This is a genomic window from Rhodopirellula sp. UH5, from assembly GCF_056839225.1.
Map to the genome: position 1 here is coordinate 7,506,863 of NZ_CM166390.1, position 15,630 is coordinate 7,522,492.

Sequence of the window (15,630 nt, forward strand, 5' to 3'; positions counted from 1 at the left end):
TTAGTCGAGCATTTCTTCCACTTCGTCCTGGGCGGCTCCGTCGGCGCCGCGGTAGGCGGACAACAAGGATGCTGGGTCGAGCATTCGCCAACTGGGGATGCCTGCGTACATGGTCGCAATGAACATCCCGCCGCGAAGAGCCCACAGGACATAGCCAATCGAGGCCAGCCCCAAAGTGGTTCCAACGGCACCGACGTGAATGTCTTCGTTGTCGTAGGTTTCGTTGATGCGAACGGAACCATTGTCGGACAGGTGCCACGTCAGCAACGTGTCGAGATTGGTCTCGCCAACCAGGTCGTCGAGCAGTGCGTCGCCGCCTGCCATGATGTCGTAATGAAACGATGAATTGCCGAATCCGAATCGTTGAGCCAAGCGACTCGATTGATTGGCGGAAGCAAGAACCCCTTGGCTGCGATTGTCGTTGGAATTGCCAGTGGATTCGTCGCCAGAATCGGACCCGTTTCCATCTCCGGCTTGGTTGTCCGGGGTCTGGCGTCCTGATTGCGTCGCGTCGTTGGAATTCGAACCGGTGTTGCCGATCGATCCGACTGTGTTGGCAGAACCATCTGAGTTTCCGTCACCGTCTGATGGGTTGGATTCATCGGCACTGCTGTCTCCATTGTCGCCGCTGTCTCCGCTGCCATCTCCTGTCCCGGTGGATCCACCGGAATCTCCATCGCCACCGCTGTTTCCACTGGATCCGGTGCCGGTGTTTCCACCCATGACATCAATCGTGACGGTGGCTGTGTTGCTGGTCAGGGAGCCGTCGTCGGCTTGGTACTGGAACGAATCGGTGCCGAAGAATCCAGAATGGGGTGTGTAGGTGACGTTTCCGTTCAGGTCGACGCTCAGTGAGCCGTTGTTCGGATGAACGACGATCACGATTCGCAGTGGATCCGAGTCAACATCGACATCATTTGCGAGCAACGAAGGGCTGTTCAACAGTTTGGCCTGCCCCAGTGTGGTGCTGTACGTTCCGTCATTGAGTGCGACCGGTGCCTCGTTGACGTCAACGATTTGGATGGTGAACGCTTGGTCGACAAACGATCCATCGTCGGAGATGCTGCGAACGACAATGGTGTGTGAAGCTTGGCTCTCAAAATCCAGCGAAGCTCCCGCCGCAACCGTGACCACACCAGCATCGAAATCAACCTCAAATCGTCCGTTGGCGTCTTGGAACATGACGTGATGAATGTCACTGAGAGTGGAATCGGGGTCAGTGGCTCCCACTGTGATGCCGACCGCGATGCCTGCTCCGCTGTTTTCGTCGACTAGGTTCACACTGCCATCGAGGTCACCCATCCCAATGACGTCGAATTCGTTCACGTCGTTGATCGCGATCGCAAACGATTCGGTGTAGGTGGCTCCGAAAACGTCGGTGACTTGCACCTCGATGGAGTGACTCGTGGCGTTTTCGTAATCCAAGTTGGAGCCATCTCGGACGCGAATGTTTCCGCTGGCGTCGACTTCGAAACGAGTGGATGCGTCATCGGTCAGCGTGTAGGTGAATGAGTCACCGGCGTCTTTGTCGACGGGGGTGACGGTGCCGACGATCGTGCCATTGGCGGCATTTTCATCGACCGACATCCCGGATTCGATCAGGTCGAGGGGGTTGTCATTGGATCCTTCGATCGTGATCGTGATCTGTTGCGTCGACTCAGAACCCTCCGCATCGATCATCGTGTAACTGAAAATGTCTTGCAGCGTGTCGGCGGCGGTGCGGAGTGCTTCCACGTCGGAGTTGCCATTGTCGACGGTGTAGGTGTAGCTGCCGTCGCTGAGGATGCGGATGGTGCCAAATTGGCCCGCGAGATCCGTGTTCGTGGTGCCGTTGACCGGGATTGCATCGCCGGCGATCACGCCGGTGACGCTCTTGGTATCGCTGTCATCGGGGTCGGTGTCGTTGTTGAGCACGTTGCCGGTCGGATTCGATCCGAGGATCGCATTGGCGTCTCCTCCGGCCTCGGTCGCGGTGGCGAAATCAGCCGCCGCGTTGGGGCCGTCGTTGGTGCCGGTGATCGTGATCGTGATGGCTTCTGAATCGCTGAGCGGAATGCCATCGTCGTCAGTGACACTGACGGTGTAAGTCAAAATCAGCACATCGCCTGTGTTCAGGAAGTCAAACGCTTCACCACTGCTGTCGAAATCCCAGTTCATCGTGGCAGAAGAGTGGACGCCGTCGATGACCGTGGTTGGGGTTGCGGTCAGGAAGTTCTGCAACGTCGCGTTGTCAAGCGTGGCCGGAAGGCTGGCGGCACCGCTGCCTGACGGGATCACCGAATCCACCGTCGCCATCACAACGTCGGACATGTCGAGATCGGTGACGGTCAACGTCCCGTTGGCTGTGAGCGCCGAATCGGTTTCTATCAGGTTGGCTGTCGCGGGACCGTCGGTGATGACCGGGGCGTCGTTGGTGCCGTTGATGGTGATGGAGACTTCTTGTGTGTCCGTCGCACCTTCGCTGTCGGTGACTTCGATCGTGTAGGTCAGCGTGACCGATTCACCAACGGCGAGGTAGTCGAACACTTCTCCAGCGGAATCGAAGTCCCATGTCAGTTGATTCGAGGTCTCGGTGTTCTCGACGACGGAACTGGTTGATGTCAGCATCGCCAGCAACTCCGTATTGTCGGATTGCAGCCCGGTCGTGGTGCCACTCAGGACAACTCCGGTGACAGCAGCGTCCACCGTGTCGGTCAGGTTGACATCGGAAACGGTGAGTGTGCCAGAAGAGACGAGCGTGGTGTCAGTTTCCGAGAGCGTGTCAGAAGCACTGTCACCCGCCTCGATTGAAATCACGGGCGCATTGTTGGCACCGTTGATGGTGATCACAACGTTTTGCTGGGTCGTTCCTCCGTCGTTGTCTTCGACCGTGATGGTGTAGGTCAACACGACGGATTCGCCTTGGCCAAGATGGCTGAAGGTTTCGATTCCTGAGTCGAAGTCCCAGGTCAATGGGCCGCTGTCGGACGTGCCGTCCAAAACGTTCGCTGTGGAATTGAGCATGGTCAGAAGGTCGGCATTGTTTGACACCATGCCGGACGTGGCCCCGGTTGCAACGACGTCGGTGACCGACGACGAAACGATATTGGTCAAGTCGACGTCGGAAACAGAGAGTGTCCCCGAAGCGGTCAAGGTGTTGCCGTTTTCTGTTTGTTCATCGGAGTCGCTGTCCCCCATTTCCACGGAGAGAATCGGATCATCGTTGGTTCCGGTGACAGTGATTGTGACCGTGGCCTGCGAGGTGGCTCCATCGCTGTCTGTGGCTTCGTAGACGAAGGTGATGTCGCGGGTTTCGCCTTCCGCCAGATCCTGGAAGTCGCTTCCAGGGCTGAACGTGTAGGTCCCGTCGATGTTCACAACCGCGGTGCCTTCGCTGGGGCCGGTGATCAGCGAGAATTGGTGTGAATCGCCGGGGTCGCTGTCCGTGACCGTCAGGGTGCCGCCCACTGCGATGCCGTCTTCGACTGCGTTGTTGGTGGCGTTGTTGGCCACCGGGGCATCATTGACTGATGCGACCGAGACACTGAGGGTGACGTCGACAAATTCGCCTCGAGGATCGGTTGCGCGAACCACAATCTCAGCGTCACCCGATTGGTTTTCGACATAATCCAACGTCAATGAATCGAGACTGTTGTCCAGATGAATGTCAGAGAACAACCCTGCATTGCTGACGCTTTGAACCGTGTATGTCAGTTCGCCGTCACTGTGTTGTAAATCAGAGAAAGCGGCGGCCAAGTCGATGACTTCATCGGCCGCATCTTCGTCGACATTGACGTCGGCCAGTGTTCCGGTCGGAGCTGTGTTCAGGAAAACGCCCGCTTCGCCGGCTAGGTCGTCGAACTCAGTGTAAACCGTGAAGCCAACGGAATCGCCAACGAGTGAGACGGCGGCACCCCATCCGGTGCGAGTGCCGTAAGTCACCAAGTCGGTGAAGTCGCCACCGGTTGTGTTGCCAGTGACATCGATGACGAGGGTGCCTGAGATCAGTTGCATGTCACCGCCGACGTCGAGTTGTTGGTAGGATCCTGTTGAGGGAGCTGTCAAATGAACGACTGCGCCATTCTGCACGACAAGATCATCAGTCACACTGCCGCCACCGACGATGGTTCCGCCGTTGACAAGCAATCCGTCCACCGTGTCGACGTTGAACCCGGCAAGATCCAGTGTTCCCGAGTTGACCTGCAACAATTGGATGGTTTGAGCGTTGCCGAAGTCATCCAAGAGGGAAGCGATGCCGGACGCCTTGTCAATTGTCACGGTCCCGTCGGTCAAGTCCTCTCCGCCGATCGTTTGATTGCCAGTTCCATCGAGAATGATGCCGAAGTCGCCCGTGACGGAGGTTTCGGTGCTGTTGACGTTGCCGGCAACGTGCAGGTCACCGCCCGAACTGATGCCCGTCATGCTGGAAATCAGCAAGTCACCGTCGATGTCCAGGTCGCTGGACAGAGTGAACTCGGCATTGGAGACGAACTCCACATCACCCAGCGTGATGCCGGCTGTATCCAGATGAAGACCCGATCCACTGAAGCTCGTCTTGACCGAAGCCAAGTCAACCGAGCCTGTCGTGTGCGTCAGCGAACCCTGGAAGGTGATGTCATCGTCAAACGTCAGGGTTCCGCCGGACTTGTTGATATCGACATTGCGGAGCATGCTCGCACCGCTGTCGGTGGTCACGGTTTGATCTCCGCTGCCATCGATCAGGAACACTGCATCGCCGGTCCAACCGGAATCAGAGGCATGGATGTCGCCGCTGACCAACAGACGCCCATCGTCCCAAAAACCATTCGTGAAGGATGACAAACGGGTCAGGGTTAGATCACCGTCGATATCGAAGTCGCCAACGATCGAGATCGACCCGCCGGTATCAACCACAACCGAAGCAAACGTGATTCCCTCCGCGTCGATCGTCCGTGACGAATTGCCGGTCAAGTAGAGTGTTTGACCATTGAAATCCACTGTGCCACTGGTGTAGGTGATCTTTTGATACACATCGAGCGAGTCGGCGATTGTGACGGTGCCGGCGGAAGCGAATTCGATCGAGCCGACCAACGAGGAGATGTCAACGTTTTGGTCGCCCGTGCCATCGAGCACCCAGTCCGATAGGCCCACGTTGCTGGTGGATGCTGAGACATCGACGTTGCCGCCAAAGTTCAAGGTGGAACCGTAGACATCCAAGCCGATCGTTGACACAAAGTCTCCATCGATGTCCAGCGTGAAGCCATCGGTGTTGAGAGTGCCGGTTCCGCTCAAGGTCGCATCCTCTGTCACGTTCAATGCGCGAGCAAGCAACAGGTCGCCGGAATAGTCCGCTGTCACGATGATTTGTGAGATGGATCCCGCAAACGCCGCATCGACCGTCGCGTCTTTGATGCTGGTGGCGTTGAAAACCACGATGTCTTCGGGGCCGGGGACCAAGTCATGGTCCCAGTTGGCCGCATCCGTCCAGTCGTTGGTGGATCCACCGCCGTCCCAGACAAAGGTGGTCTGGCCAGGTGTGACGGTGATCGCGACAGTGGTCGAGTCGGTCAGACTGCCATCGTCGACCAGCACGGCCAAAGTCGCCGAACCGCTGTAACCCACCTGCGAGTCATAGGTCAGGCCGTCGAGTGCCGCGTCGATATCGGCGATGCTGCCGCTGAACTGCAGCGTGCCGTCGCTGCCGTCACCGTCGGTCACGGTCAGGCCAGTGGTTTGAACCAGAGCGATCGACGCGTGGTCCGCCGTCAACGTGACGGTCAGGTTGTCTCCGTCGATGTCGTCGGTGTCGATCAGTCCCGCTCCGGCGTTGTCGAAGGTAAGCGATCCACCTTCGGCAACGGTGGCTGTGGCGGGAGCAGTGACTTCCGGAGCATCGTTGACGTTGGACACATTCACGTCGAACGCGACATCGGTGTATTCACCGCGCGCGTCGGTGGCTCGGACGGTGATTTGGTAGGTGCCGTTTTGGTCGGCAGCGTAATCCAGTGTCAGCGTGCCGGTGCCGTTGTCGATGGTGGCTGAGTCGAGCAATGTGGGGCTGGTGTAGCCAACAAGGCTGTAGGTCAATTCGTTGTCGGCATGTTCGAGATCGCTGAAGGCGGCGTCCAGATCGATGACCGTGTCGGGGGCGTCTTCGTTGACGTTGACGTCCGCGATTGCTCCGGTGGGGTTGGAGTTCAAGAAAATATCAACCGCGCCGGTTGGCGAGTTGTATTCGTCGTAGGCGGTGAAGCCGACGGAATCGTTGAGCAGCGTGATGTCGGTCCAGGTTCCAGCCAATGTGCTGGACGTGAACAAGTCATTCAGGTAGCCGCCGGTGGTCAAACCGGTGAGATCCAATTGCAGTTCGCTGTCGTCGCTGATGGTGAGGTCGCCGCCGACCGCGATCGTATCGTGGACGCTGGTGGAGCTAGCGGCGAGACGAACGATGGCTCCATTTTGGACCGTCAGATTGTTGTTGATCGAACCACTTCCGATCAGGGTGGCAGCATCGACGGTCACGTTGCCGGTCGTCGTGATCGATTGACCGTTCAGGTCCAACGTGCCGCTGCTCACGAGGATGTCTTGGTTGGTTCCATCAAGCACCAAGGCATCGGCCAGGATCACCGACCCGGATGCTTTGTTGATCGTGATATCGCCGCCGGCCAGGTCGTCGCCAGAGATCGTTTGATCGCCGGTGCCGACAAGAGTCAACGTCGCGTCGCCACCGACAACCGTGTCGTTGGAGGTGACGTTCCCCGAGACCCGGATGTCGCCCACGTTGAGGTTGGCAACTCGTTCGATCGTCAGGTCACCGCCGACGTTCAGGACGCCAGAGATATTCTTGTTGTTACTGGAATCAATGATCACGTCATCGAAGTTGATCGAGCTGGCACTGATCGTGCCGGAGTTGTTGCCAAACGTGATTGTGTGGGCGACGTCAGCAACCGTTCCCGCAGTGTGAGTGAGGCTGGCGGAAATGGTCAGGTCGGTGCCGAAGGTGAACGTGCCAGACGCTTTGTTGATCGTCAGTTGTTCTACTTTGGAGCCGGCCACTTCAGCCGATATCATTTGATCAGCAGTTCCGTCCGCGATGATCATCGTGGTGCCGCTGTAGGACGCATCGCTGAAGACCATGTCGCCGGCGACGGTGATTTGGCCACCGTTGAGCGTGCCTGCATTGAGGAACGTGAAGTCACCATCGACATCCAGCGTGCCGACGATCCCTCGCGTGCCCGAAACGGTGCTGTTCAGAATCACGTTGTCGAACGTAGCGGATCCCGCGGTGATGGTCGTGTTGTGCCCTTGGAACTCGACCGTGTTGCCGTTCGCGTTGAAGCCACCAGATGTGTGGGTGAAGTCGCCGCCCAGTTCGATGTCGTCGAGCAACTGAACGGTGCCGGATGCCTTGTTGATTTCCAAGTTACCAAGTTCACCGGTTCCGCCGCCGGTCGAGATCTGCTGATCACCCGTTCCATCAAGAGTCAGCAAGCTGGTGCCGGAGATTGCATCATCCGTTGTGATGACGTTGCCCGATGCGAGGATGCCGGCTCCGTTGATCGTCGCGGCGTTGGTGTAGGTCAGGTCGCCGTCGATGTCCAATCCGCCGCTGATCGTGATGGTTCCGGTCGCGTTGTTGAATTCGAAGTCGTCGAACGTCAATCCAACCGCGTCAATGAGTTGGTTGCCCGTTCCGTCCAAGCTGACTTCGTATCCGTTCAAGTCGACATCGCCTGACGAGTGAGCGAGGTCACCCGATACGCTCAGGTCGCTTGCAAAAGTGATGGTGGAACCGGAGACCAGATCGACGGACCCGATCGTTCGCGAGGTTTCGATCGTTTGCGCGTCCGTCGAGTCGAACGTCCAGGTGCCGCTGAAGTTGTTCGCGCCACCGGTTTGGGTGTAGTCGCCGCCAAAGAACAGGTCGCCGCCACCACTGCGAAGGTCGGTCACGGTAAAGTCACCGTCGACGTCGAGTGTCGCTCCGTTGGCGTTCCAGGTTGTGCCCAGGAAGCTCATGTCGCCGGTCACATTGAGGTCAACCGCCTGCGTGATGGTGTTGGTGTAATCCGCGGTCACGTTGATTTGAGAGATCGCACCTGCAAACGACGCGTCAACGGTCGATGCTTTTGTGCTGGTGGCGTTGAAGACCACGATGTCGTCGGCTTCGGGAACCAGGTCATGGTCCCAGTTGGCTGCGTCGGTCCAGTCGTCGGTCGTCCCACCGCCGTCCCAGACGAAGACGGTTTGGCCGGGATTGACCGTGATTGCAACGGTGGTCGAATCGGTCAGCGACCCGTCGTCGACCAAGACGACCAGTGACGCACTGCCGTTGTAGCCGGCTTGGGAGTCGTAATCCAAACCGTACAACGCCGAGTCGATATCGGCCGTGCTGCCGCTGAATTGCAACGTTCCGTCGCTGCCATCGCCGTCAATCACGGTCAGCCCGGTGGTTTGCGACAGAGCGATTGCGGCGTGGTCGGCGGTCACGGTGACAGTTAAGTTGTCACCGTCCACATCGGAGGTGTCGAGGATGCCGGCGCCAGCGATGTCGAATGTCAGCGAACCGCCTTCGGCGACGGTTGCGGTGGTGGGGCTCGTCACCGCGGGGGCGTCATTGACATCTGTGACGGTAAGGTACGCGTACTTGGTTCCATCGCTGATGGACGTGGATCCGCCGGTGGAATTGGAGTTGACTCTGTCGCCGGCCGAACCGGACGTTTGGTCCCACGCTCGGACGCTGATCCAGACTTCTTCTCCGGTTTCTCCGTTGGGGACGTATCGGACGAGGTCTTCGGCTCGCAACAACAATGCACTGCTGGGACTGATGGTGCCAAAGTCGACCCACGAGCCAGTGCCATCGAGCTGGTATTGCCAGGTTCCCGAAGAAGTGCTGTGAGCTCGAATGGCGATGCCTTCGACCGCACCGGAGTCGGGATCGGTGATTCGGTTCCCTCCCGCACTGGCGATGATGGATGCGACTGTGTCACCCGCGTTGTTGAAATCGTCTTCGGTGATCGTCGTCAGCGTGGTGGAACCGCCGGTATTGAAGGTTGGGGCGTCGTTCACCGGGGTGATGGTGATGGCGACGTTGTCGGTGTCGGTCAATCCGCCGTCGTCGGTTGCGAGAACCGTCAGGGTATCGCTGCCGTTGTAGTTCGCGTTGCCTTGGTAGGCGAGCGATGCCAGGGTGTTGTTGATTTCATCCTGTGTGCCGGAAATGGTCAGCGTTGCTGAATCATTGGCTCCCGAAGAGATCGTGGCGGAACCGTCCAAGGTGATGTTGAGTGTCCCGTTGCTGACCGAAAGTACGACGGAAGTCACATTGGTGTCCGCATCGCCAACTGACACCCCGCTGATAGAAAAGGAAACGTCTTCGGTCCCGGATTGTGGTCCGGGGAGGCTCAGCAGCGGAGCCACATTGACACCGAATTCGTTGCCGAACTCGGACGTGCCGCTGCCGGAGAGCGTGGCGGTCGCAACAATCGAGTTGGTGTCGACGACGCCGCTGACGGTGAGGGTTCCGTTGTAGTTCCCATTGGCATCGGTGGTCAGGAAACCAAGGTAGGTTTCTCCTTCTCCGTCACCATCGGACAAGAAGAACTCGACTCGTGCGCCGGCAAAGTCCGTGTCATTCGCAGCAGCACCCACGTATCCGGACAGCGACAAATCCGTTCCGTCCAGGTTGGCATCGGTGATGATCGGATGATCGATGCCATCGTTGGCTTGGTCGGTGTCCAGGATGCCGTCATTGACATCCGTGTCAGCATTGGCGATTCCTGGGCCGGTGTTGTTGTAGACCGAGTTCATCGAGATGACAGCATTCTCAGCTTCATCGAAGGTGGATCCATCGCCTCGAACGACGATCGCGTTGGTGTTGTCGTGAACGATGTTGTAGCGAATGGTTTCGTCAACGGATCCATAACCAGCCACGATGGCACCGTATCCGGTTGTGTTTCGAATCGTGTTGTTTTCCACAATCATGCCGGTTCGCGGGCCATAAAACGTGCCGATTCCGAAACCGCCTGTCACGCCGTCGATCAGGTTTCCGGTGACCAGCATGTTGTCGCTATACGCGCTGATCCCGAATTGAAACTCACCGTCGAGTTCATTGCCAGAGACGAGGGCGTTGGTGGAATCGGAAACTCCCAAAGCGGTGATCATGCCAGTGCCGGCATAGCCGAAGTAATTGTCCGTGACGATGGCATTCGCTGAACCGCTGAAGGAGACCAAGTTGCCGGCGGTGCCGGTGACTCCGTAGGCGGTTCCGTCGGCCGACGTACCGATCAACGAGTCCGCCAAGACGCCGTCGTCGCCACTGAAGTACACCAGAGCACTGGTGGTGGTTCCGTTGGAGGTTTTGCGGATCGCAACGTCACGCAGTTCCGCATCATCGCCTTCGAAGACTAGGACGCGGGAGGCGGTGGAAATTCCGACGATTTCGAGTTCGGTTCGGTCGAATTGTGCGAGGGTGACGTCATCGCCGGTCCCCAAGATCCCGTCTGCTCCCAAGCCCACGGTTCCGCCGGTACCGATTTGTCCGGCGTTGGAATCGAGCACGGTCGTTCCGTCCGCGGACGAATAGGCGGTTCCGTCGAGGATCGTTTGCATGTCTTCGATCGTGGAAAGGACCGATGTCAATTGGATGGTCCACCAGTCGTTTCCGCTGCCGTCGGTCGTGTTCGTGGCCACTCCTGGCACGAATCGCATCTCATTGCCGCCGCTGATTGCGTTGGCGTTGTCGATGAATTGGCGCAGGCTGCCTTGGCCAGAATCGTTGACATTCGTAACCGTGTTGAAACTGAAACCAGAATCAATGTCCGCGACGTCCGCACCGCTGACGTTCACGCGAGTCACATGTTGAGCGGTCAGCAGTGAAGCCGAGTTGTCATCGGTTCCCGCGTCTCGACCACCGAATAACGAACCGTCCGAACTTAGGAACCCGGTCCCGAGGGCGGCACCCGCGACGCCATAGGTTTGCTCCGCGTGCACATCGTTGCTGTCATATCCAGTGTTGTATCCGGCGTCTGCATTGATGGTGCTGGAGTCGACGATGACGAAGTAGGTGTCGTCGATCAAGCTGGTGAACGAGTAGAACCCGCCTGCGTCGGTCGTGGTGGATGCGTAAAACGTATCTCCCGCCGAAATCACTCCGTCGTCGTCCGCGTCTTGGTACAGGTAGACCGTGGCGCCGAACACACCGACGGCATCGCTCAGCACGGAATCGCCGTTGACGTCTTCCAGGATGTTGCCTTCCACGCGGTACGCGTCATCGACGTCGATCGTCATGGTGTTGGGCGTGGTGTCCGTGTTCACACCGCCGTCGCTGGTTCCACCATCGTCACGGACGCTGAAGGTGAATTCGTCATAAGCGTCTTGGGATTCACCTGCGACTGGCTGGAACTTGAATTGACCCGCTTCGATTTGCGTCTTGGTGATCACTTGATTGACCGAAATCGCTTCGCCTGCATCGATCACGCCGTCGCTGTCAGCGTCCAGGTACAACGTGCCAACCGCTGCCAATGAGTCAACAACGACGGATTCGAAGCCATCGCCATCGACATCGCTGTAGCCGAAATCACTCGCGTCGAAAACAAGATTTTGATCGCGAAGCGTGGTGACGGTGTTGTCGCTGCCGCTGGGAGCGTCGTTCACATCGGTGACCGTGATCCGAGCGACGGCGACTTCGTCACTGAATGCGGTGGAGTCGCCAGTGGTGGTGCTGCTGACCTTGGTCCCGGCGGTCGATCCGTCGGTTTGGTCCCAGGCGACAAAGGTCAAGTTGCTCTGTTCACCGGCGACTTCGTCGGGGATGAAGCGGAGCAGGTCGTCGGATCCGAGGACCAGCGAATTGGATGCACTGACCGTGCCCACATTGTTCCAGGAAGAACCGGCGTTGGTCGAAAATTCCCAGTGACCGTTGCTAGCACTGATTGCTCGGATGGCGATGCCTTCGGCGGCACCCATGTCGTCGTCAGTGATTCCGGTACCGGCGTTGCTGGCCAGAATCGAGGCGACGGTTTGGCCGCCGTTGGTGGTGTCGTCTTCGTTGATGGACGTCAGCGTGTACAGGTAGGTGTCGTCCAGCACGGGGGCGTCGTTGACGTTGTTGACGGTGATGTCGGCGGTCTCTGTGGCGGTTGAGAACGCGGTGGTTCCGCCGTTCGTGCTGGTGTTTTGCATCGAACCGTTGCTGCCGAGCGTCCGATCCCAAGCGCGGAACGTGATCGCGTCAGTGACCGTTCCAGCAAAGTCAGTGTCCGCTTCGAAGTAGATCCGTGTGGCACTATTGGCGTTCAATACGCGAGCGGAAACGTCGCTGACACTGCCCAGCGAGTTCCAAGTCGAGCCGCTGTTGACGGTGTACCACCACGTTCCATTGGTTGTGTCGGCATCGGTGACGGCGATGCCGATTTGTGAACTGGCATCCACATCAGCGACGTTCCCACCCAGCGAGACGATGTCGGTGATGACCGTGCCGACCTCGCCAACGGGTGTGCCGGACTCTTCAGTTTGGGCGGTCAATGTCACATTGCCGCTGTTGTCGAGCACCGGCGCATCGTTGAGATCGCTGACGACGATGGACGCCGATTCGGTGTTGCTGCTGAACGCGGTTTCGCCACCCGTGGCGGCGATGTTGTGGTGCGTGCCTGCGGTTCCCACGGTTTGGTCCCAGCCGCGGAATCCGATACTGGCCGTTGTTCCCTGCTCGCCATTGGGGTTGAATCGAACCAGGTCCGTGGATTGCAGCAGCAGTGCGTTTGAGTTGCTGACGTTGCCAATGTCGGTCCAGTCGGTGCCGCCGTTGGTAGAGTATTCCCAAGTCCCATTGCCGGGGGTGGACATGACGATCGCGATGCCCTCGGAGTCGTCGTCGGCGTCGGTCAGGATGTCCTGCCCGGACGAGGCCAGAATATCCGCAACGGTTTGTCCGTTGTTGTCGACATCGTCTTCGGTGATGGGGTCAAAACTGGTGGCGTAGTCGTAATCAATCTCTGGAGCGTCGTTGATGCCGGTCACATTGATCGTTGCGGTCGCGATTTCCGATTGCCCGCTGCCATCGTCGGCTCGGTACGTGAATGTGTCGGTGCCGTTGAAGTCAGCGTTGCCGATGTAGCTGAACGAACCGTCCGCGTTCAGCGTGAAGCTGCTGGCGTTGGTTGGACCGGTGACGAGTACCGCTGTGATTGCATCGTTTTCAGGGTCGCTGTCGTTGGCGAGGACACCATTGGCAGCGTCGACGCTGAGCGTGTTGTCTTCGTCGACTTGATAGTTGCCGCCTGTGCTCGCTTGCATGTCTAGGAGCTGCGACTGTGTGAGTGCTTTGTCGAACACGGCAACTTCGTCGATGCTGCCATCGAAGTAGTTGGTGTTGTTCGGGTTCGCACCGATCGTCACGGTCTTCGTCGCGTCCTGGGACACCGCACCGCCGACCGAATGTGTTTGCGATCCGACTTCGGTGCCATTGAGGTACAGCTTCATCAAGCCGGTTACTTCGTCGTACGTCGCGGCAACGAAGTGCCATTGATCGACGGCAATGTCACCGGACGATGCGACGAGCGTGTCGGTCGTGCCTCCTGCCTTCACGCGGAAACGCAGGACGTTATCGCCACCGCTCGCTTCCGTGCTGAGCATCCACCAGTGCTGGTCTTCGCCGGAACCGCCCGTTGATTCTGCTTTCGAGATGATTCGTTGTTGGTCGTTGTCGAAGTCGTCGACATTGATCCATGCCGACAAGGTGATCCCGGTTCCATCGACATCGAAAGCGCCAAGGTCAACACTGTCATTGGAACCATCGAAATCGACAGCGGTGTCCGTTCCGCTAGTCGGTGCACCCGTCGAACCGAGCGTGACGCCGTCGTAGGTTCCGTCGTTCCCGTTTCCGCTAGCGTCGATCGCTGTGGTCCCGCTGGATTCGCCCAACCGCCAGTAGCCGACCGGATCGTTCGCTTGCACTCCTGCCTCAAACCCACTCGGGTCATCGACGGCGATGGGCGCATCGTTGACCGCCGTGATCTCGATTTCTTGCGTACTGACCATCGAGTCTGCGTCACCGTCGTTCACGGTGAAGCTAACGGTCCGCGTGGCCGTCGATGGGGCGTCGCTCGTGTTGAAGTACGTGACGCTGCGAAGTGCTGCCTCGTAGTTGTCAAGGGTGTCGGTGCCGGTAAGCGTGAGTGTGCCAGAGCCGGAATCCCAAACCCCAGTGATGTTCACTGTGTCGACAAAACTTAATATGTCTTCGCCGTCGGCATGCGCACCCGTGATGGCAATCACAGCCGATTCCAATTCGTCGTCGTCGATATCACCTAGGTTGAGACTGGTATCGATTTGGACAGGGGAATCATTTTCCGCGTAGTCGACCGCAGGCTGGGCAACAAGTGTGCTTGACCGCACTTCAATGTCATCAAGGTAGCCACGCACGCCGGAATGATCGACGGAAGTGTCCGTGAATGTCAGTGTCGTCGATGTAGAATCTGCAACGAAGCGGTAGGTGTATCGCTGTGTCGAACTGTCGGCGATGTCGGAAACGATTGATTTGGATAGCAAACTGCCGCCACCGGTAACTTCGATATCCAAAGATTGGGATTGGCTGACGCTGGCATCGCCATACTCGAAGGCCAAGTAGTAAGTTTCACCGATCACGGTTGTGATCGTTTGCGAAATCGTCCCGTTCGCTCCTCCGACCTGACCAAATCGAACTTGGTTGTTGTCCCAGTCCGTATTTCCGGTGACGGTCCAATCGCTTAGGTCGGTCGTGAAGTCGCCGTTGCTGGTGATGTTTTCGGCCAGAACACTAGCGGCATCATTGACTGGGGTCACGTCGAACGTGAGCGTGTTGGCGACCGGATCGATGTCACTTCCGGAGTTCGCTGTACCGCCGTCGTCTTGAACGCGGAAGGTGAAGCTGGCGTAACCGCTGCCGTTTTCATTCGCAACTGGCTCGAAGGTCAGCAGGCCGCTGCTGATATCAGAGTAGTGGACATAGTTCCCTGCGGAAAAGGCGGTTCCGTTGTATCGAATCGTTCCGTCGGCGGGCAGCGTGTCGATATGCACGAATTCGAACAAGTCGCCCTCGATGTCGCTGTAACCAAAGTCAGCCAGCGTGAACGTGTACGCAGCGTCTTCGTCAATCGTGATCGTGTTGTCGGTGCCGCCGGGGGCATCGTTCACGTTGGTGATGTCGACTTGGACCGTGCCGAACGTTTGATCGATGCCCCCGCCGGTGCCGGTGTTGCCGTTGTCATTGGCGACGACGGTGATCGTGTCGGTGCCAGTTCCTTCGGTGTTGGGGGTCCCGTGCAGATACTGAATGAGACCGCTGGTGGTCATGAACGCATTCAGGTCGCCACGAGTACCCGACAAAGTCATTGAGTCACTGTTGTTTCCTGTGACCGTGACGCCACCACCGTCCGATGCAAACAACAACCCGCCCGTCGCGGTGGACAGTTTGATCGTCAACGTTTGTCCGCCGCTGCCGTCGACGTCACGCAGGTCAAAGCCAGTGAAGACAATCGCTGTTGCGGAATCTTCCAAGACAACGACGTTGGATGGCAATGATCCGCTGTTGTAGGGATCGTCATTGATCGATTCGATTGCGATGTCTCGCGAGCCAACGTTCGAATTCGCATTTCCATCGTTGACCGTGAATTCAACGGTACGTGTGGTCGT

The 15,630-nt window shown here is 58.1% G+C and carries 1 protein-coding gene (running past one end of the window); it reads right to left on the minus strand.

The genetic code is table 11. The features are described from left to right. Positions 1-15,630: the 3' portion of a LamG-like jellyroll fold domain-containing protein gene (locus tag UH5x_RS26965; RefSeq protein WP_482634270.1), read on the minus strand. It continues 12,366 nt past the right edge of the window; 15,630 of the gene's 27,996 nt are visible here — the last part of the coding sequence; its start codon lies beyond the right edge, outside the window; its stop codon occupies positions 1-3.